Origin of the sequence: Helicobacter jaachi, from assembly GCF_000763135.2 — a bacterium.
Taxonomy (GTDB): Bacteria; Campylobacterota; Campylobacteria; order Campylobacterales; family Helicobacteraceae; genus Helicobacter_C; species Helicobacter_C jaachi.
This window is the reverse complement of sequence record NZ_JRPR02000001.1, coordinates 439,646-458,446: the sequence shown is the minus strand read 5'-3', so window position 1 is coordinate 458,446 and position 18,801 is coordinate 439,646. Positions and strand designations below refer to the sequence as shown.

At 41.5% G+C, this 18,801-nt stretch carries 22 protein-coding genes; 16 read left to right on the top strand and 6 right to left on the bottom strand.

What is annotated here, in order from left to right; translation table 11 throughout:
• Positions 1-8 precede the first annotated feature (8 nt).
• From LS71_RS02320 to LS71_RS02310, 3 genes are all read left to right on the top strand, one after another.
• Positions 9-1,802 (top strand): peptidoglycan D,D-transpeptidase FtsI family protein, encoded by a 1,794-nt coding sequence (locus LS71_RS02320; protein WP_138109799.1) that lies wholly within the window; start codon positions 9-11, stop codon positions 1,800-1,802.
• Positions 1,803-1,944: 142 nt separating this feature from the next.
• Positions 1,945-2,541 carry an NAD(P)H-dependent oxidoreductase gene (locus tag LS71_RS02315; protein WP_034353446.1) on the top strand — a complete coding sequence of 199 codons (597 nt, stop codon included), beginning with the start codon at positions 1,945-1,947 and terminating at the stop codon, positions 2,539-2,541.
• A gap of 30 nt (positions 2,542-2,571) precedes the next feature.
• Positions 2,572-3,504, top strand: coding sequence for an arginase family protein (locus LS71_RS02310; RefSeq protein WP_034353447.1), 933 nt, complete (start codon positions 2,572-2,574; stop codon positions 3,502-3,504).
• Positions 3,505-3,589: 85 nt separating this feature from the next.
• Here the strand turns inward: LS71_RS02310 and LS71_RS02305 are convergent, their stop codons facing one another.
• The 4 genes from LS71_RS02305 to LS71_RS02290 form a co-directional block, all read right to left on the bottom strand.
• Positions 3,590-4,372 (bottom strand): carboxymuconolactone decarboxylase family protein, encoded by a 783-nt coding sequence (locus tag LS71_RS02305; protein ID WP_034353450.1) that lies wholly within the window; start codon positions 4,370-4,372, stop codon positions 3,590-3,592.
• An 87-nt stretch (positions 4,373-4,459) separates the two neighbouring features.
• Positions 4,460-4,774 carry a DMT family transporter gene (locus tag LS71_RS02300; RefSeq protein ID WP_034353452.1) on the bottom strand — a complete coding sequence of 105 codons (315 nt, stop codon included), beginning with the start codon at positions 4,772-4,774 and terminating at the stop codon, positions 4,460-4,462.
• Entirely contained in the window at positions 4,771-5,313 is a 543-nt protein-coding gene (locus LS71_RS02295; RefSeq protein ID WP_081946237.1) for a DMT family transporter, read from the bottom strand. Before LS71_RS02295 ends, LS71_RS02300 begins: the two co-directional genes overlap by 4 nt.
• A gap of 50 nt (positions 5,314-5,363) precedes the next feature.
• Positions 5,364-6,383, bottom strand: coding sequence for a hypothetical protein (locus tag LS71_RS02290; RefSeq protein ID WP_238700274.1), 1,020 nt, complete (start codon positions 6,381-6,383; stop codon positions 5,364-5,366).
• 83 nt (positions 6,384-6,466) lie between these two features.
• Here LS71_RS02290 and LS71_RS02285 point away from each other — a divergent pair, with 83 nt between their 5' ends.
• The 9 genes from LS71_RS02285 (at position 6,467) to LS71_RS09780 (ending at position 13,495) form a co-directional block, all read left to right on the top strand.
• Complete coding sequence (locus tag LS71_RS02285; RefSeq protein ID WP_034353454.1) at positions 6,467-6,979, top strand: peptidylprolyl isomerase; 513 nt, start codon at positions 6,467-6,469, stop codon at positions 6,977-6,979.
• 4 nt (positions 6,980-6,983) lie between these two features.
• A complete protein-coding gene (locus LS71_RS02280; protein ID WP_238700273.1) occupies positions 6,984-8,306 on the top strand; it encodes an MFS transporter in 1,323 nt (440 codons plus the stop codon).
• Positions 8,307-8,403: 97 nt separating this feature from the next.
• Complete coding sequence (locus LS71_RS02275) at positions 8,404-9,207, top strand: tRNA 2-thiocytidine biosynthesis TtcA family protein (RefSeq protein ID WP_052057893.1); 804 nt, start codon at positions 8,404-8,406, stop codon at positions 9,205-9,207.
• 53 nt (positions 9,208-9,260) lie between these two features.
• A complete protein-coding gene (locus tag LS71_RS02270) occupies positions 9,261-9,521 on the top strand; it encodes a tetratricopeptide repeat protein (RefSeq protein WP_034353458.1) in 261 nt (86 codons plus the stop codon).
• On the top strand, positions 9,503-9,844 hold the full coding sequence (locus tag LS71_RS02265) for a CiaD-like domain-containing protein (RefSeq protein WP_034353460.1): 342 nt from the start codon (positions 9,503-9,505) through the stop codon (positions 9,842-9,844). Before LS71_RS02270 ends, LS71_RS02265 begins: the two co-directional genes overlap by 19 nt.
• Before the next feature lie 355 nt (positions 9,845-10,199).
• Positions 10,200-10,880 carry an acid response regulator transcription factor ArsR gene (gene arsR / locus LS71_RS02260; RefSeq protein WP_034353463.1) on the top strand — a complete coding sequence of 227 codons (681 nt, stop codon included), beginning with the start codon at positions 10,200-10,202 and terminating at the stop codon, positions 10,878-10,880.
• A 3-nt stretch (positions 10,881-10,883) separates the two neighbouring features.
• The gene (locus LS71_RS02255; RefSeq protein ID WP_034353466.1) at positions 10,884-12,164 is read left to right on the top strand and encodes an ArsS family sensor histidine kinase; all 1,281 of its coding nucleotides are present in this window, start codon (positions 10,884-10,886) and stop codon (positions 12,162-12,164) included.
• Positions 12,165-13,130: a porphobilinogen synthase gene (gene hemB, locus LS71_RS02250; RefSeq protein ID WP_034353468.1), complete on the top strand. Its 966-nt coding sequence runs from the start codon at positions 12,165-12,167 to the stop codon at positions 13,128-13,130.
• 239 nt (positions 13,131-13,369) lie between these two features.
• Positions 13,370-13,495 carry a hypothetical protein gene (locus tag LS71_RS09780; RefSeq protein WP_275050978.1) on the top strand — a complete coding sequence of 42 codons (126 nt, stop codon included), beginning with the start codon at positions 13,370-13,372 and terminating at the stop codon, positions 13,493-13,495.
• Here the strand turns inward: LS71_RS09780 and LS71_RS02245 are convergent.
• Positions 13,492-14,124, bottom strand: coding sequence for an NAD(P)-dependent oxidoreductase (locus LS71_RS02245; protein ID WP_034353726.1), 633 nt, complete (start codon positions 14,122-14,124; stop codon positions 13,492-13,494). The genes LS71_RS09780 and LS71_RS02245 overlap by 4 nt on opposite strands.
• Before the next feature lie 296 nt (positions 14,125-14,420).
• Here LS71_RS02245 and LS71_RS02240 point away from each other — a divergent pair, with 296 nt between their 5' ends.
• From LS71_RS02240 to LS71_RS02230, 3 genes are read left to right on the top strand one after another with little or no spacing between them, the layout of a single operon-like run.
• On the top strand, positions 14,421-15,626 hold the full coding sequence (locus LS71_RS02240; RefSeq protein ID WP_034353729.1) for an NAD(P)-dependent alcohol dehydrogenase: 1,206 nt from the start codon (positions 14,421-14,423) through the stop codon (positions 15,624-15,626).
• A gap of 9 nt (positions 15,627-15,635) precedes the next feature.
• Positions 15,636-16,304 (top strand): sugar O-acetyltransferase, encoded by a 669-nt coding sequence (locus tag LS71_RS02235; protein ID WP_081946242.1) that lies wholly within the window; start codon positions 15,636-15,638, stop codon positions 16,302-16,304.
• A gap of 42 nt (positions 16,305-16,346) precedes the next feature.
• Positions 16,347-16,823, top strand: a complete 477-nt coding sequence (locus LS71_RS02230; protein WP_238700272.1) for a cyclophilin-like fold protein — start codon at positions 16,347-16,349, stop codon at positions 16,821-16,823.
• A gap of 89 nt (positions 16,824-16,912) precedes the next feature.
• Here the strand turns inward: LS71_RS02230 and LS71_RS02225 are convergent, their stop codons facing one another.
• Positions 16,913-17,839: a D-2-hydroxyacid dehydrogenase gene (locus LS71_RS02225; protein WP_034353731.1), complete on the bottom strand. Its 927-nt coding sequence runs from the start codon at positions 17,837-17,839 to the stop codon at positions 16,913-16,915.
• Between the two features lie 65 nt (positions 17,840-17,904).
• Here LS71_RS02225 and argB point away from each other — a divergent pair, with 65 nt between their 5' ends.
• Positions 17,905-18,798 carry an acetylglutamate kinase gene (argB, locus tag LS71_RS02220; protein ID WP_052057923.1) on the top strand — a complete coding sequence of 298 codons (894 nt, stop codon included), beginning with the start codon at positions 17,905-17,907 and terminating at the stop codon, positions 18,796-18,798.
• Positions 18,799-18,801 lie beyond the last annotated feature (3 nt).

Here is an 18,801-nt window from a genome sequence, read left to right as displayed (position 1 = left end):
GGGCGTTTGTGGCATATTATGCAAAAAAGACAGGTGTGCTTATATCTGTCTTTTTGTTAATCCTCCTATGTTTTGTCATTTTCCTAAGTATTGTGTATGTGAAAATGATAACCCCCCGCAAACTCCCCGCTATAAATGCCACCAAGAGCGATACATCAGTGCGCGGCAGCCTTTATACCAGCGATGGTTTTGAGATTGCCTATAGCGATAAGCTCTATAAAGCCAGCGTAAATACCCAAAGTATCGACCCAGATAAAAAAGAGCTATTTATCACACTTTTTTCCATTTATAGCGGCATTCCAAAAGAAGAGATAACTAAAAAACTAAGCCAAAAAGGCTATGTCGTGCTATCCTACACGCTTAATTCTACCGCTGCTACAAATCTAAAAAACCTCAATCTAATCCTTATTCGCTATGATGTATTTCGCGAGTATGAGGACAAAAAAGGGCGTGTCATTCAAAAAATGGGCTTAAGCATTGAAGTGAGCGGAAATAATAGAATCTACACTTACAAAAATATCCTTGAGCCGCTCATTGGCTACACACGCAAGATTGAGAGCCAAAATATCACGCGCGTTGATGGCGTAAAAGGCGTGGAGAAATACTATAATGACATACTCTCAGCCAAACAAGATGGCGCTATCACGGGCAAGCGCGATGTGGGCTTTAACATCATTGCTAACAAATCTGCCAATATCCAAACGCGCCAAGATGGCTTTGACATCACGCTTAGCATTCCGCTTAATTTGCAAAAAAAGATAGAATCTACCCTCGATGAGGCAAAAAAACGCTACAAGGTGCGTGAGATTATCGCAGGAGTTATGGATTCTAAAAGCGGCAAGATTCTAGCCCTTGCCACCTCAAACCGCTTTGACCCCAAAAATATTCAGCAGAGGGATTATCCCCACCTTAACCTTAATGCCATTGAATATTCTTATGAGCCCGGTAGCACCATTAAGCCCATTATTTACGCTATTTTACTCCAAAAGGGCATGATAAACCCAGATGACATAATCGAACTAGATAATGGATTCTATAAGCTTAAAAGCTACACCATACGCGACACGCACCCACTGCAAAGTGCTAGTGCGGAAGATGTCATCGTGCGCTCAAGCAATATTGGCATGGTTAAAATCTCTAAAAATCTAAAACCCAACGAATACCATATCGCCCTGCACGCCTTTGGCTTTGGGGAATTAAGCGGCATTGATTTACCCTATGAAAAAACAGGCTTAGTCCCAAGCCCAAAAACCTTTAATAATGAAGTGTATCGCGCAAGCGTGAGCTATGGCTATGGTATGAGGGCGACTTTTATGCAGCTTTTGCGCTCTTATGCCATTTTTAGCAATGGCGGCTACCTTGTAACGCCGCGTGTGAGCGAGTATGTAACCTCTCCTAGCGGAGAGAAATACCTCCCCAAACGCTTTGAACCCATTGCTATCATTTCGCCTCAAACCACGCAGCAGGTGCGGCACGCGCTTATTGAAGTGGTGAAAAGAGTGATTAAAGTCGCGCAGGTTGAGGGCATCATCACAGGGGGCAAGACAGGCACAGCGCGCATAGCCCTTAATGGCAAGTATGATAGCAAATATAATGGCTCATTTTTTGGCTTTGCCCAAGATGAAAAAAATGCCTACACTATCGGCGTAGTCGCCTTTGAATCAGATATAAAAGATGATTATTATGGTGCGCGCACAGCAGCGCCTATCTTTAGGCGCATTGTAGAGCTAATGCTTGAAGATGGCTATCTCACGCCTATTACAGAATCTGCCCCGCAATCCTCTTTAGAATCTGCACAATAATTTTACTCCCACTATTTTACACACTCCTTTTGGAGAGTATCTTTCTAAAAGGTAAGTATCTTACCTAAATTTCCGTATTGTGCTTTTTTTATATTTCATTTATAATGCGCACTTTCAATTCAAACCCAAAAAAGGAGAGTATATGTCAAAACAAGTGTTATTAATCAACGGCGCTAAGGCATTTGGCGAGTCTAGTGGCAGACTAAATGAGACGCTACAAGGCGTAGCAAAAGAGTTTTTAGAATCTAGTGGCATAAAAGTGGCAGAAACGCATATAGATAGCGGCTATGACGCGGCTAAGGAGGTGCAAAAGTGGCTAGATTCTAACATTGTGATTTGGCAAATGCCAGCGTGGTGGATGGGCGAGCCTTGGATTGTCAAAGAATACATCGATAAGGTGTTTATGGCGGGCTTTGGCAAGTTTTTTAAAAGTGATGGCAGGCATCGTGATAACCCGAATGTGAATTACGGCAAGGGCGGGCTTTTGGGCGGTAAAAAGGCGATGATTAGCGTGACTTGGAATGCCCCGCTTTATGCATTTACTGACAAAAATGAGTTTTTTGAAGGGCTTGGTGTGGAGATGGTGTATTTTCATTTTCGTAAAATCCATGAGTTTATAGGAATGAGTAATCTGCCCACATTTATGTGTAATGATGTGATGAAAAACCCGCAAATACCGCAGTTTATCGAAACTTACAAAGCACATCTCAAAAAGCATGTATTACCGAATTTGAACTAGATTCTAAGATAGAATCTGAAAAGGAAAAATATGCAAGAAAATAGCAAAATTTTGCGTTTAATTTATCCGCAATGGCAGGGCGGCGATATAGCGGGGTGGTTTAAGGATATGGATACTAAAAGTGCGTCGCAAGGCTATATTTTGGGCGCACAGATTCTAAATTTGCTAGTAGATTCTATTAAAGATTCTAAAATGCAATTAGAATCTAAATCGCCTCAAAATATCGTTACTATCGATATTTCACGCGACTTTATAGAATCTAGAAAAGACGCAAAAGAAGGCATAATCGATAAAGAAATTTTGCAAGTCCAAACCCGCCTTGCTTTGGAGATTCTAAACGCAAAAAAGCCACAAAAAATTCTTACACTTGGGGGCGAATGTAGCGTTTCCATCGCGCCTTTTAGCTACTTAGCGCACATTTATAGTGGCGAGTTAGCAGTGATTTGGCTTGATGCACACCCTGATATTGGGCTGCCACACGACACTTTTTATCAAGGCTATCACGCAATGGCGGTAAGCGCGCTGCTTGGCAAACGCAATAAAAACGCGAGATTTGACTTGCAAAAAGACTTTGGGCTACCTACGATTATAGAATCTAGCAAGATTTTACTAGCCGGGCTAAACTCAAATGAGGCTACGCATTTTGCAGAGCGCGTAAAGGACTTTGGCTTAAGCGCGCTAAGTGCCAAAGATGTGAGCCAAGATTCTAACAAAGTGCTATCCTGGCTCCAAAAAAGTGGCGTAAAAAAAGTGGCTATACACCTTGATTTAGATGTGCTAGACGCCAAAGAGCTATATGTGGCGGTGGGCAATACTGGCGCGCTTAGCACTACGCAAGTAGCAAGGCTTATTAATGATGTGGCGAGCGAATGCGAAATTGTGGCACTTACAATTGCGGAGCATTTCCCAAAAGTAGAGATAATGCTAAGAAATTTTTTAGCTAAATTACCGCTAATTAAATAAATATAGAAATTCTATATTCTTTAAATAGGGTGGTGGGAGGCGTAGGTAAAAGTATAAAAAACTTATAGAATTCTTGATTCTGTAATTACCCTTTTGTTACTTCGTTTACCACACTTAGGGCATTGAGCGTGCGTGGATAGCCGATGTAGGGGCAAATAGCAGTAAGCGTAGCAATAAGTATCTGCCTATCATTTTTCATATTCAAATTGCCCTGTGTGTGGGCTTTGAGCTGGTTTTCACACCCACCAAGCGAGGCGATAAACACAAAAGTCAAAAGCTCCCTAAGCCTCAAGCTAAGCCCATTTCGCGTGTAATAATCGCCAAAGCAATTGCTACTTAGAAACTTAAAAATATGCTGCGTATCAGCACTAGCATTCGCACTAGCCCTCCTAAGCGCCTCGCCAAAGATTTGCACCTGAATATCTAACCCTTTTTCATGGCGATTTGCTCTATTTGTGTTGCCCTGCGGCGCCAAAGGCAGCGCGATTTTAAGCTCATTAAATGCGCCAAATATCGCCTCAAAGCCACTATACGCCCTGCCAAATCCCACATAAGGCACACTTTGATACAATATCTCGCGCACCTCAATGGCATTTAGCGCACTACTCTGCATACAATCTTTCACAAACTCTTTAATATACGCACTTTGAGCTGCTATGAGTGCGCCCAAAATGCTTGCTGTGCGCTGTTTGGGATTTAGAATCTGGCTGCTAGATTCTATCTCGCCTAAAAAATGCGTGAAAATCTCGCTAAATTCGCTATCTAGCTTATCTTTTGGGGGTTCAAACGCACTAAGCCTCTGCCCGGAAATACCCATAATCGCGCCTATCATTAATGATTTGCCTAAAAATTTTCGCCGATTTTTCATGACCGCTCCTTAAACTTAGAATCTAAACGCAAGTATAAAGCATGAGATTTACTCTAAGTCAAGGGGTTTTATTAAGAAATATAGAATCTAACTTATAAATTTCAGCCCCACACTTGAGGCTAAAATCAAAAATAAAAAGAAAAGTTTCGCCACACTCGCACTTTCCTTAAAAAATAAAAGCCCCACAATCACGCCTCCGCCAGCGCCAATCCCTGTCCATATCGCATACGCCGTGCCCATCGAAATGCCCTGCATGGCAAGCGAGAGCAACCCAAAGCTTAGGGCAAACTGCGCGATTAGGGCTAGTATGAAAATTTTGCGGCGCGTTTGGGTAAATTTTTTCATTGCAATGACGCCAAAGATTTCCATGCAGCCCGCAAGTAAGAGGTATATCCAGCTCATTTTTGCCCTCCATTTTTGCGCTCACAGGCTGCATTTTTAGATTCTATAGAATCTGTATTTTTAGAATCTATTTGGGCTAATTTTTGCTCTATTTCATCAAGTCCAAAGTCTTTTTCTAAAGTGTCTGCAAGCACGCTAGTATCGGCGTTTTCACTCTCTTTGCTCACTAATTTTAGCCCGATTACCCCAGCTATCAAAATGGCAATCAATCCTACTTTTAAGCTCGAAAACCTTTCATCAAAAAACGCCATCTCGCCTATAACCACCCCAGCCGTGCCAATGCCCACAAACACCGCGTAGCACACGCTAACCTCAATGCGTTTTAACGCCAAAATCATGCAGCAAAATGACGCCGCGATGCCTAGTGCCGTGAGCGAATACTCTAAAAAATTGCTTGAATATTTTAGCCCACTTACCCAAAAGCACTCAATCATGCCGCCTAGTAGCACCATAGCCCACGCAAGATTTGTAGAAATTTTAGGGCTTTTAGATTCTGTATTTTTAGATTTTATACTATTAGAATCTTGCAAATTTTGCATATTTGCTCCTTAAGGATAGGCTAGATTCTATAAACATTACAGAATCTAGCCTAATAAAAGCTAGCGCGTCCATGCATATCTGTAAAAAATCGCTGCCTTTTCTCACCAAGCCTCTGGCAGGCACTTTGCACAAAATTATCATGAATGATTTCTTTATCCTGCACATCACACAAAAAATCTTGTATTACGCTGCGATTGACAAAAACGGGCAGATATTCCACCCCAACCCTGCTCATTATGCCCAAAAACACGCCATTTTTATCATAAAATGCCCGCCCATAGGTGTATTCCTCATAGGAGTCACGCTGTATTTCAAAGCCATAAATCTGCTCTTTTCTGCTCTCAAAATCATAATACGAGGCAAATTTAGCTAGCTCCAAACTCTGCGCGCTAAAGACAAACATACTATTAAGATAGGGATAATACGCCTGCGTGTGCAGCGGGATATTGGCATTTGAGGCAAAAACATCAATACCAAATCGCTTATAGATTCTATCATGATAGTAGCTCTGCGCGCGCGCATTGCAATAACTATCTGCGGATTTTGCAACCTTTAAAAGTGCTAAGCCCGCGTCCAAATCAAGCGCTTTAATATGCAGCTGCGCTACACACATCATATTTTCATGCATATCATCTTGCATTTTTACATAAATGCTCTTAGGGGTGATTTTGCCATTATAGATAACCTCTGAAGAAGTGATGAAAAAGCCATTTTTAAGCAGTGTGGCTAAACCTTTTTTAAAAGAGCCATCAATAAAGTGAGATTCTATAATCGCTGTGCTGTAAATCCACGCGGGATTTATGGGGGGCTTCATATCGCGCGGGCTTAGAGGTCTTGCTGGTGTAGAGGGCAAATCTTGCGTGGGCGCACTAGATTCTATGCTAGATTCTGTATTTTTAGCATTTATAGAATCTGCTAAATCTCCTTGTGGCGCGGCATTATTGGCATTAGATTCTGTAGTAAAAAGCCTCTGAGGACTTTCATAGCCCTCAAGGACTGCCTCTATAGAATCCTCTGAAGCATACAGCGCCACTGCTATGCATAAAATACTAAAGCCCACTCTTAACACGCGCCAAACCCTTTTAAAAAATATTAAATTAATATCGGTAAAATCCGCCAAATTTTTTATTATACAATTTTAAGGAGTGTGCTATGGAAGAGCTTAAAATTTATGAAATTAATGAGCAGGAGCTAAATAAATATAAATATGCCATTATTCATGTCAATTCAAAGGAGGGCAAGCCGCTTGGGGCTATCACGCTTAAACTCTTTGGAGAAAGCGCGCCCCAAAGTGTGATGAATTTTGCTACATTGGCACAAAGTGGATTCTATAATGGATTAAATTTTCATCGCGTGATACCTAATTTTGTGGCGCAAGGTGGCTGTCCTATTGGCAATGGCACGGGCGGTCCGGGCTGGCGCATTAAATGTGAGCTAAGTGATAATAAGCATAAGCACAAAAGAGGTGCGCTCTCTATGGCTCACGCTGGGCGTGATACGGGTGGCAGTCAGTTTTTCATCTGCTTTGCCCCACAACCTCATCTTGATGGGGAGCATACGGTCTTTGGCGGCATTGATGAAAATGATGCACAAAGCTTTAAAGTCCTTGATAGTATCAAAGAAGGAAGTGTTATAGAATCTATACAAATTTGTGAAAGCCTCTAGCATAATGATAAAGCGAATTTTCCCTCTAGCGCTGATTACAAGCCTGCGATTTTTTGGGCTTTTTATCGTATTGCCAATTATTGGGCTTTATGCTGATGCATTTCATACAAGCGCGTTTCTTGCGGGCTTAGCCGCTGGAGGATATGCCATTACGCAAATCATCTTTCAAACGCCCTTTGGGATATGGAGCGATAAATATAATCGCAAGCATATTATTGGCATTGGTTTAGTGATTTTTCTTATCGGCTCGCTGGTGTGTGCGTTCTCTAGTGATATTACTATGCTTATTATTGGGCGTTTCTTACAGGGTGCTGGTGCCATTGGCGGTGTGGTGAGCGCGCAAATTGCAGATTTAGCCAAAGAAGAAGAGCGCAATAAAGCAATGGCGGTGATGGGTGGGGGAATATTTTTAAGCTTTGTGCTAGCTATGCTGCTTAGCCCTATGATTGCTAGTCATTTTGGGTTGAATACGCTTTTTTTGATTACAAGCGTGCTTTGCGTGATTTCACTCATTATCCTTTACTGGAAAGTGCCTAATACGCCAAATGTGCAGTATCACTTCTTTGATGATAGCCTGCAAAGCGTGGTGAAAGATAAAAATTTATTGATTATGAATCTCAGCGCATTTTTGCAAAAGTTTTTGATGATTTTTGCCTTTGTGTGCGTGAGTTTAGCCCTTACACATCATTTTGGCATGAGTGAGGGGGAATTGTGGAAAGTCTATACGCCAGCGGCACTTTTAGCTATTTTGGCTATGGGTCCCTCATCTGTCTTTGCGCAGAAAAAGGGGCAGTTTAAAGCTGTCATGCTCTTTGGTATTTTTGCATTTATGCTAGCGTATTTTCTTATGGCTTTTGCCACAAAGCAGCATAGTCTTGCGCTCTTTGGCTGTGGGGTGCTGGTGTTTTTTGTGGGGTTTGCCATTCATGAGCCTATTATGCAATCACTTGCAAGCCGCTATCCAAAGGCACATCAAAAAGGTGCGGCATTAGGGATTTTTACCACGCTTGGTTATGTGGGTTCAGCACTTGGAGGCGTGTGCGGCGGGTGGCTCTATGATAGAGTTGGGCTGCTTCATTTATCACTTATTATTGGCGTTGTGTGCGTTGTGTGGGCGATATTGCTTGCTGTATTTTTAAGTAATCCCAAAAATCATAAAAATATTTACCTGCCCATTGAGGAGGCAAAAAATCTTAATAATCTTGATAAAGTTCAAGGCATAATCGAGTGGTATATTAACCAAAGTGAGCATATTGCTATTATTAAATATGATGATACTTGCATTCATAAGGCGCAGATTCTATCTTTGCTAAAAGGAGGGGCGTAATGGATACATACGAAAAAGTCATTATTGCTTCTGTAATGGGCTTATACCTTTGCTTTTTAATTTATCAAAATAGAGATTATTTTAAGCGTGATAAAAAATGAATGCACAAGCTCCTATCACTACGCCTAAAGCCACTAAAAGCGCGCCAACTATTAGCAAAAAAATTTTAAGCATTGTGGGCAGATGCAATGCGCAATATGGGCTTATAAAAGAGGGTGATAGCATCTTGCTAGGCTTAAGTGGAGGGAAAGATTCTATCCTTTTGGCTACTATTTTTGCCTATATGCAAAGACATGCGCCTTTTAAATTTACTTTCAAAGCGCTAACGGTGGATTATGGCAGGGGTGGAGAATATGAATATATTTTTGAGTATTGTGAGCGGCTAAAAATCCCCTATGAGCTGTATCGCACAGATATTTATGAGATTTTAGAGCAAAATAAACGCGAGGGGACGATTTATTGCAGTTTTTGCTCGCGTATGCGGCGTGGAGCGCTGTATAGCAAGGCTTTGGAGGGTGGGTTTAATAAACTAGCCCTTGCCCATCACCTTGATGATGCAGCGGAGAGCTTTTTTATGAATCTTACTTATAATGGCAGCCTGCGCTCTATGCCGCCTATTTATCGCGCGGAAAATGGCTTGGAGGTTATTCGTCCGCTTATTTTTGTGCGCGAGCGGCAAATTATTGATTTTATCGCAAGTAATAGCATCTACATCGCGCCAGATTGTAACTGCCCTATTAATTGGCTAGATTCTGATAAAAGACCTTATGCGCGGGAGGCTACAAAGACATTTCTTAAAAATATGGAGCTAGAAAATCCTAATTTTTTTAAATCACTTAAAAATGCTTTTAGCAATCTGCACATTAGCAGCTTTTGCGATGAGCGCTATATAGAATCTTAAACATATTAAGTTTATAGAATCTGCAAGATGACATTTAAAAAAGGAGTGGTAAAATGAGTATTAAAACCACCTTGCTAGCGCAAATCTATGAAATGCAAGGCTTAAAAGAAGATGCACTTAAGATTTATCGCGATATACTTTCAAGTGAGCCTGATAATAGGGAGGCGCAGGCAGCTATTGAACGCCTTTTATCCACAAAAAGGCATTTTCCTTCGCCCAATCTGGCGCAATTAGAGCTTTTTAGCAATCCTCGAAATGAAGAGGATTTACTCCAATTTCAAAGGTGGCTACTAGAATGGACCTCAAAGATTTAATACTTGAAACGCTTAATGAACTCTCTCCAAGCGATACGCCAAAGGAGGCAAATGCCGCGCCTTTGCACATTAACCATAGTGGCAATATCACGCCCATCACACCCGCACAGCTCTCCAATATCCAAAGGGTGAATAAAAGCCATGAAGCACTGCGGGAGGAATGTGAGTTTTTAGAAATGCTCCAAGAGCGGCTTTTGGTGCTTTTTGAGGGATTGAGCGTGGCACAAAATAAAAATATAGAATCTGCTCTAAATATTACGATAAATTTTCTTGAATACGAGCTTAGCATTATTCAAGAACGCTTAGATGATATAAGAGGGTAAATTTACACAGCGTAAAAATGTGCTGTTAAATCTATATTTAAAAATATCTCTTACAATGCCTCCTAGCCTTTGACCCGAAATGAGATAGGGCGAGGTGATGGATTAACCCATTGTGAGCGTCATCTCAAAAAGGAGGTTATCCCCCTCCAACTTCCTCCTTGTTTCCTCTAAAGATGCTCACACCGATAACCAAACTTTTATTGATACCGCTTGAGACCCCCACTTGAGCGGTTTCTTTCTCCATCTCCTCTTTATCTCACTCTCTTTTAGCACAAGGGCTTTAAGCTATCTAAAAAGTGTTTTATTATACAATCCTTGACTTTTTTACATAACACAATGACACAAAGGCTGGGCAATGCTAGAAGTTTTGATGATTGAAGATGATGTTGAGTTAGCAGAGATTATCACAGGCTACCTCAAGCAATATGATATGAATGTAACCAACTATGATGAGCCATACACAGGTATGAGCGCGGTGAATGCTAAACATTTTGATATTTTACTCCTTGATTTGACCCTGCCAAATCTTGATGGCTTAGAAGTGTGCAAGCGCGTAGCTAAGCAAAATAGCATTCCCATCATCGTATCTTCTGCGCGCAGCGATGTTGATGACAAAGTAGAGGCGCTAAAATCTGGCGCAGACGATTATATCTCAAAGCCTTATGACCCAAAAGAACTAGTCGCCAGAATCCAGTCACTGCTAAGGCGCTACAATAAAAAAAGCATTAAAGAGCAAGATAAAGAAAAAGATAGCGTTTTTAGGATTGATAAATACAGCCGACAAGTGTTTTTTAAAGATAAAAAGCTTGAGCTTACGCGCGCAGAATACGAGATTCTTACTTTACTTATTAGTAAAAAGGGGCATGTATTCTCCCGCGAGGCAATTGCTATAGAATCTGAATCAATTAATCCTGAAAGTTCAAATAAAAGCATTGATGTGATTATCGGGCGTTTGCGCTCTAAGATTGAAGAAAATCCAAAGCAACCCCAATACATTATTTCCGTGCGCGGTGTAGGCTATAAACTCGAGGCATAGCCAATGCTGCAATTTCGGCATTCAATCTTTTTTAAAATCATTATTCTTTTTCTATGCGCGCTTCTTAGTTTTTTTGCTATTTCTTATTATTTCATTGAAGACCATATAGAGAATGAAAATCTCCTCTCTGAGCTGCGCTACAAGCAATTTACCGCTACCATTAATGAGATTATGCAATATGGGGGCAATATTGATATTATCAAACAATATTTAAAAAGTATGCAGTTTATTCCAGTTGAAGAGCAAGAAATAAAAAGAGTGCTGCAAGAGATTAATAAAATTCCTAATAATTTTAATGGGCTTTTTGCAAAGGCTGTCAATACCCAAAATGGCATTTATATTCTACTTGAAACACACGATGAAACCACGCTATATAAGGATAATTCACGCCGCTCTTATGAGGATTTTTATGTGATTACTTTTATTGGCATTGTGCTTTTGACTTTTGTGTTTTTTATCGTGCTAAAGAGCCTTATGCCGCTTAAAGTCCTCAAAGGGCAGATTAAGCAATTTGCTGAGGGCAATTTTGATACACAATTTAACCACAACACCAAAGATGAAATTGGTGAATTATATGCCGAATTTCACAAAGCATCAAATAAAATTAAATCCCTAAACGAATCGCGCAGCCTGCTTTTGCGCTCTATTATGCACGAGCTTAAAACGCCCATAACAAAAGGGCGCATCGTGGCTGAAATGGTGCAAGATAGTATGCAAAAGCAGCAGCTTTGCTCGGCTTTTATGCGCCTTAATGAGCTTATTAACGAATTTGCCAAGTTAGAGCAAATTAATTCCAAAAACTACCACCTCAACAAGCAAGAATTCCTCCTAGCAGATTTGATTAGCCACACAGAGGATATGCTGCTCATCGATGGCAATAGCCCCATTACACTTCTCTCGCCAGATGCACTCATCAAAGCAGATTTTGATTTATTTTCTATCGCGCTTAAGAATCTGCTTGATAATGCCATAAAATACAGCAGCGATAATAAAGTGTGCGTATATGCCAAAAATGACAAACTCTACACCAGCTCAAAGGGCGAAATGCTACAATATCGCTTGCAAGATTATTTCAAGCCCTATTTTAAAAATCCCAATAACCCCTCATCACAGGGCTTTGGGCTTGGCATGTATATCATTAAAAATACCCTTGATAATCAAGGCTTTAATTTTAGCTACAAATACGAGGATGGCTGCAATATTTTCATCATTCATCACTGCGTGGTGGAAAATTACTGCCTCATTGATAAAAAACCAAAATTTTATAAAGCAAAAGGAGAATAAATGTTTAGACGCCTTAAACGCACGCGCCTAAAATCTAGCCTACGCGATTTGGTAAGAGAGACGCAACTTCATAGGCAAGATTTTATCTATCCGCTTTTTGTTATGCATGGCACAAATATTAAGCACGAGGTCCCCTCAATGCCGCAAGTCTATCAGCTAAGCATTGATAATGTGTTAAAAGAATGTGAGGAATTATCGAAGCTTGGGCTGTATCATATTTTACTTTTTGGACTGCCTAAACATAAGGATTCTTTTGGCAGTGAGGCTTTGAGTGATGAAGGCATTATCGCGCGCGCGTGCCAAGAAATCAAAAAGCATCACCCACAAATGCTCATAAGCGTGGATTTGTGCTTTTGCGAATACACAGAGCATGGGCATTGCGGGATTTTAGATAAAAAGCTTGATAGCGTGGATAATGATGCCACGCTTGAGATACTTGGGCAGCAAGCCGTAGTGCTTGCCGCAAGTGGCGCAGATATGATAGCTCCAAGTGCGATGATGGACGGTATGGTGACTACTATTCGCCGCTTTTTAGACCAAAGCGGATTTGCGCATATTCCTATTATGAGCTATTCTACAAAGTTTGCAAGCGGCTACTATGGACCATTTCGCGATGTAGCAAACTCTGCGCCTAGCTTTGGAGATAGAAAATCCTATCAAGAAGACCCCGCCAACCGCAGAGAAGCCATTTTAGAGAGCCTAACTGATGAGCTTGAGGGCGCTGATATTTTAATGGTGAAGCCAGCCTTAGCGTATTTAGACATTGTGCGTGATATTCGTGAGCGCACCTTGCTGCCTTTGGCTGTGTATAATGTAAGCGGGGAGTATGCTATGCTCAAATGCGCGCAAAAGGCGGGCTTAATTGATTATGAGCGTGTGCTGCTTGAAACGCTTGTAGGCTTTAAGCGCGCCGGAGCTGATATTATCATTAGCTATCACGCCAAGGAGGTAGCGCAGATTCTATAATACCGCGTTGGCTTTTAGGTGAAAAACGGCGATGTGTTCGCAAAGTGTTTGGTCATTTATATTTAATAAACTCCCTGCACACTTTGCTCCAAAACCCCGTTTTTAACTCTAAAATCCTGCCGCTATTTTCTTATAGAATCTAACCTAAAAATAAGTTGATAGATGCTTTAAGCAGCTATAACTTTATACTTTAGGCGCAAATGTGAGCTTTGCTTACATTTGTAAGACCACGCGGCTTTTTGTTAAAAAAGCAACAGCGTGGAAATTATAGAATCTGCATCACTATCCTGCTTTCTGTCCATATCACTCAATTTATAGAATCTAAGACTAAATTTTATAATACCGCGCTGCTATGCATTCCCTAAATCTCGCTCACTATGCTTACTCTTTGTTTGTTGTGCGTATTAGTATGCGCCATATCCACCACAGCAAGGGCTAAATCAGCATAGCTCCCCTTGCTCTCGCCTTTGGAGTTAGTGAAAAGCTCCTCACCCCCAATAGTATATTTCCCACTTCTTGCGCCATCTGCGACATAGTCAGCCGGCGGACTTACATAAGTCCAGTTAAAATCCTGCTTTCTCAAAAAGTCTAGCGCATCTGCTGTAGCTTGCGCTACGCCTAAGTATTCTTTGGGGAATGTGGGCAAATCTAAAAGACGGGTTTTATGCTCCTTATCCACATACAGGCTGCCCGCACCGCCAATAACTATAAGCCTTGTGTGCGAGAGATGGCTAAATACTTGCGCCAAATGCTGTATATGTTTTAGGTGTAAAGAGAGATTTACCCACTCGCCAAAGGCATCTACGACCACATCAAAGCCAGCCAAATCGCTAGATTCTATATTAAAAATATCTTTTGTAATAATTTTTGCTCCATTTGGCACATTTTGCTTGTTTTGCCGCACGAAGGCGCTCACCTCATCACCCCTTGCCAAAGCCTCTTTCACAACGAGACTGCCACTTTTGCCATTTGCTGATAATACTGCTATTTTCATAAGAATCCTTTCAAAATAAATCAAATCTGCCTCTGCATATTGCAAGGCTTGATTTGTCGTTTGGAATGCTAATAGATTTAGTTAATAAAATCAAGTAGGTATAAAAATATAATGTAGTAATAAATTTATAACTAATACGTATTTTACGATTAAAAATGATATGAAAAAATCTAAAATTCTATAGAATCTAAATTATTTTATGTAGCATTTTTCATAAAATCTACCCAATCCCCCTTGACTTAGAGTAAGTCTCATCTTTTATACTTTCAATTTAGATTCTATCAAAAGGAGAAATTATGAAAAATCAACATCGCAGAGAGTTTCTAAAGCATTCAGGGAAATGGACATTAGCTGCTGTGGCACTAAATGCTGGAGTATCAAATCTTTTTGCAAATACTACAAATGCTACAAGCACTGCAAACGCAAGCACCACAAGCACCATAAAATCCAAAGGCTTAGCTGCCTTTGATAATAGTGGCATTTTGCGCCCTTTTGAGTTTTTTCGGCGCGCCCTTAGCGATAATGACATTTTGATTGACATAAAGTTTGCAAGTATTTGCCATAGCGACATTCATCAAATTAAGGGCGATTGGGGCGCTCAACAATATCCGCAAGTCCCCGGGCATGAAATCGTAGGCATAGTGGCAAAAGTGGGCGCGAAAGTCAAAGGCTTTAAAGTGGGCGATAGAGTGGGTGTGGGCTGCATGTGCGATAATTTTAAGCTGCATAGCGCGCCAAATAGCCTAAAGGGCGGAGAGCAATACGACAAGGACACGCTTTTTACTTATGGCTTTAAGGATTTGCGCGAGCCTAGTGGCATTTCGCAGGGCGGATATTCGAGTAATATCGTGGTAAATGCGCATTTTGCGGTGAAAATCCCTGCGAATCTGCGTTTTGAGGAGGCTGCGCCCTTGCTTTGTGCGGGGGTTACGACTTATTCGCCTTTGATGAAATATAATATTAAAAAGGGCGATAAAGTCGGTGTGGCGGGCATTGGCGGCTTGGGGCATTTGGCGGTAAAACTTGCTGTAAGCAAGGGCGCGAAAGTCTATGCTTTCACTACCACGTCTCTTAAAAGTGCCGATATTAAGGGCTTTGGGGCAAGTGAGGTGATTGTAGTTAAAGACGCGCTAAAGGATACAAGCGCGCTAAATGCGTATAAAGGCAGCCTTGATTATATGATAAGCACGATACCTGCAGCCTTTGATGTGGGGGCGTATGCGGCGTGTGTGAAGCCCTTTGGGACTTTCACGCAGGTGGGTATGCCGCCTAAATTTGAGGTGAGTTTGTCAAATCTAGCCCTTAGTCAATCGCGCGTGAATTACACCGCATCGCTTATTGGCGATATGAAAGAAACGCAAGATGTGATAAACTACTGCGCAGCGCATAATATCCGCCCACAAATTGAGATAATTAAGGCAAATAGCGTAAATTCTGCGTGGCAAAATGTGCTAAACAAACAAGCGCGCTACCGCTATGTCATCGATAGTGGAAGTATTTAAAGGACAAGCATGGATACTAAGAGATTACAGAATCTAGAGCTAGCACAAAGTCTGCCTAGTAAAATTGGGCTTGATAGGACGCATAAAAAGTGGCGCAGCACGCCTGCTCCTACAAGCAAAAGAGATATTTTCACGCGTGATAAAGCAGGCGAGCTAGTGGATATGAATGACCCTGAATGCGAGCAGATTCTAGAAATCATTCGCCGCGCAATGGGCCTTACACATATGCTAAATAGCGTGTGGCACAGCGAAGAGGAGGTGCGCGAGATTTGGAGTGAGATTACAGGGCAGGAGCTAGATTCTAGTGTGTGGATTATCCCGCCATTTTACACAGATTTTGGGCGTAATATCCGCGTAGGGCGCGACTTTTTTATGAATCAAAACTGCACTTTTATGGACCGAGGTGGCATAAATATTGGTGATGGTGTGTTTATCGCGCCAAACTGCCGCCTAACGACTATTAATCACGACTTTGACCCACAGCGACGCAAAGCGACTTTTTGCAAGCCCATAAATATCGGCAATCGCGTGTGGATAGGCATTGGCGCGATTATTTGCCCGGGGGTAAATATCGGTGATAATGCTATTATTGCCGCAGGGAGCGTAGTGACAAAAGATGTGCCAGCAAATGTGATAGTGGGTGGAAATCCTGCAAAGCCGCTAAAAAGGCTTGTATAGGGCGCTAAGTTAAATGCAAAATACTAGATTCAAGGAGAGTATATGAGCTATAGAATCTTAATGCTAACTTTTCTATTTTTAGGTGTGAATGTGCCTGCGCAGGGTGCAAAGATAAATGTAAGTGCAAAAGCAGTGACAAAAGGAGCTAATATGAGCGTGAAATTAATCCTAGAGGCAAATGGTGAAAAACTAAGCACAAATGTGGCGCTAGATTCTAGCCCTGCAGCGTTAGAGTTTGCAAGCCTGCTGCCTTTAAGCTTAAACTTTAGCGATTATGTAGGAAAGGAAAAGATAAGCCCAGCCTTGTCTAAGCGGCTCACAAAACAGGGAAAAAGTGGTTATATCCCGCAAATTGGGGATTTATTTTACTTTTCACCTTGGGGAAATTTAGGCATTTTTTATGAAGCGCAGCCACCACATAGCGGGCTTGTGTTTTTGGGCAAGCTAGAAGATAGTGCGTTTTTAGAGACACTAAAAGCCCAAAGGGGTGATTTTATCTTGCATATTCAGGGGCAATAATTTTACTAAAGCGCAAAATGCGCGGCTCTGCTGCGCTTTGCAAGATGCGCGCGGCTTTTACAAAAGCAATAGCGTGGATTCTATAGAATCTAGCCTAGAAACTCGCGGATATTTTGCGCAGTGAGTGAAAGAAGCTTTGCCCTAGCCTCTTCATACGCCCACGCGATGTGTGGAGTGAGCAGGATTTTAGGCGCGATGGCTTTGTCTAAAAATGGGTGATTTGGTTTCATAGGCTCATTCTCTAGCACATCTGTGCCAAAAAACATAGATTTAGTGCGCAAAAACGCCGCTATATCACGCTCATTCACAATCCCTCCGCGTCCGACATTAATGAGTATGCAATTATCTTTTAATAATGGCAAATTCGTGGCATTAATGAGATTATGCGTATGCGTATTAAGCGGAGCGTGGATAGAGATGATATCACTTTGGGATAGAATCTGCTCTAAGCTTTTATGTGTAATGCTCTGCTGCGTATTTTTGCCGCTTGTGGAGTGATAGCTCACATTCGCGCCAAAGCATTGTGCGAGCCTTGCGACCTCTTGCCCAATATTCCCAAAGCCAATAATGCCCCACTGCAAGCCCTTAAGCTCCCTCATACCGCTATGGATATGCGCAAATACCTTGCTTTCACACCACTCCCCACTTTTGCAATAATTATCATAATAGCTAAGATACGCCAAAAAATGCAGCACCAAGCTCAAAGTATGCTGCGCTACAGAATCTGTAGAGTAGCCCGCGACATTTTTCACCACAATCCCCCTTTGTGCGGCATAATCTAAATCTACATTATTAGTGCCTGTAGCGGTAATGCAAATGAGCTTAAGCTTATTAAGCTGCTTTAAAAGCGCCTCATTAAGGATAACTTTATTAGTAATAATAATATCAGCCTCCCTGCAGCGCTCCAAAGCCTGCGCAGATTCTGTAAAGCCATAGCTCACTACATCGCCCAAAGCCTCTATCTGGCTTAAATCACATTCCCCCAAAGTATCCGCATCAAGAATGACTATATTCATATTCACCTCCTTGCCTTAGAAATTAAGATATAATACATTTCAACTTTGAATAAGGGGTTTAAGTTATGCAGAAAAATGCAAAAGTTGTGAAGATATTGCTAGATTCTCTGCCCTTTATTAGAATCTTTCGCGGACAAATTGTAGTGATTAAATACGGCGGCGCAGCGCAAAGCAGTATTGAGCTAAAAGAAAAATTCGCCCTTGATATTGTGATGATGTATATGCTTGGTATTAAGCCTGTAATTGTGCATGGTGGGGGAAAGCGCATTAATGAAATACTTGAGAGTATGGGCATTGAGAGTAAATTCATAAATGGCTATCGCGTGACCTGCGCAGATTCTATGCGCGTTGTGGAAATGGTGCTAAGCGGGGAGATTAATAAAGAACTCACAGCATTTTTAAACTTCTATGGCGCAAAGGCAGTGGGCATAAGCGGTAAAGATGCGCAATTATTGCAAGCTAGGGCAAAAGATAATGGTGCATTAGGCTACACTGGAGAAATCACAGCGGTAAATCCTAGCTTTTTATTGGATATTATAAATGATGGTTTTGTGCCAATTATTGCGCCCATTGCCACAGGTGAGGGAGCTAGGCATTTGGGCTATAATATTAATGCCGATATAGCAGCCTGCCACATTGCAAAGGCATTAAAGGCAAAAAAGATTATATTTTTAAGCGATATTGCCGGCGTGCTAGATAAGAATAACGCGCTCATCTCCTCCCTTAACCCTTCGCAGATTAAGCAGCTAGAAAGAGAGGGCGTAATTAGCGGAGGTATGATACCAAAGCTTGAAGCCTGCGTAGATTGCGTGGAAAATGGCGTAGAAAAAGCGCATATCATTGATGGGCGCGTGGAGCACTCGCTTTTATTAGAGCTTTTTACTACACAGGGCATTGGCACAGAGATTTATAATAATAATGCAAGCACAGATTCTATAAATGCTACAGAATCTATATGAATC

Excerpts from the sequence above, each read along its gene's own strand:
- LS71_RS02315 (WP_034353446.1), top strand. The coding sequence starts at position 1,945 with ATGTCAAAACAAGTGTTATTAATCAACGGCGCTAAGGCATTTGGCGAG.
- LS71_RS02310 (WP_034353447.1), top strand. The coding sequence starts at position 2,572 with ATGCAAGAAAATAGCAAAATTTTGCGTTTAATTTATCCGCAATGGCAG.
- LS71_RS02305 (WP_034353450.1), bottom strand. The coding sequence starts at position 4,372 with ATGAAAAATCGGCGAAAATTTTTAGGCAAATCATTAATGATAGGCGCG.
- LS71_RS02300 (WP_034353452.1), bottom strand. The coding sequence starts at position 4,774 with ATGAGCTGGATATACCTCTTACTTGCGGGCTGCATGGAAATCTTTGGC.
- LS71_RS02295 (WP_081946237.1), bottom strand. The coding sequence starts at position 5,313 with ATGCAAAATTTGCAAGATTCTAATAGTATAAAATCTAAAAATACAGAA.
- LS71_RS02285 (WP_034353454.1), top strand. The coding sequence starts at position 6,467 with ATGGAAGAGCTTAAAATTTATGAAATTAATGAGCAGGAGCTAAATAAA.
- LS71_RS02280 (WP_238700273.1), top strand. The coding sequence starts at position 6,984 with ATGATAAAGCGAATTTTCCCTCTAGCGCTGATTACAAGCCTGCGATTT.
- LS71_RS02275 (WP_052057893.1), top strand. The coding sequence starts at position 8,404 with ATGAATGCACAAGCTCCTATCACTACGCCTAAAGCCACTAAAAGCGCG.
- LS71_RS02270 (WP_034353458.1), top strand. The coding sequence starts at position 9,261 with ATGAGTATTAAAACCACCTTGCTAGCGCAAATCTATGAAATGCAAGGC.
- LS71_RS02265 (WP_034353460.1), top strand. The coding sequence starts at position 9,503 with ATGGACCTCAAAGATTTAATACTTGAAACGCTTAATGAACTCTCTCCA.
- arsR (WP_034353463.1), top strand. The coding sequence starts at position 10,200 with ATGCTAGAAGTTTTGATGATTGAAGATGATGTTGAGTTAGCAGAGATT.
- LS71_RS02255 (WP_034353466.1), top strand. The coding sequence starts at position 10,884 with ATGCTGCAATTTCGGCATTCAATCTTTTTTAAAATCATTATTCTTTTT.
- hemB (WP_034353468.1), top strand. The coding sequence starts at position 12,165 with ATGTTTAGACGCCTTAAACGCACGCGCCTAAAATCTAGCCTACGCGAT.
- LS71_RS02245 (WP_034353726.1), bottom strand. The coding sequence starts at position 14,124 with ATGAAAATAGCAGTATTATCAGCAAATGGCAAAAGTGGCAGTCTCGTT.
- LS71_RS02240 (WP_034353729.1), top strand. The coding sequence starts at position 14,421 with ATGAAAAATCAACATCGCAGAGAGTTTCTAAAGCATTCAGGGAAATGG.
- LS71_RS02235 (WP_081946242.1), top strand. The coding sequence starts at position 15,636 with ATGGATACTAAGAGATTACAGAATCTAGAGCTAGCACAAAGTCTGCCT.
- LS71_RS02230 (WP_238700272.1), top strand. The coding sequence starts at position 16,347 with ATGAGCTATAGAATCTTAATGCTAACTTTTCTATTTTTAGGTGTGAAT.
- LS71_RS02225 (WP_034353731.1), bottom strand. The coding sequence starts at position 17,839 with ATGAATATAGTCATTCTTGATGCGGATACTTTGGGGGAATGTGATTTA.
- argB (WP_052057923.1), top strand. The coding sequence starts at position 17,905 with ATGCAGAAAAATGCAAAAGTTGTGAAGATATTGCTAGATTCTCTGCCC.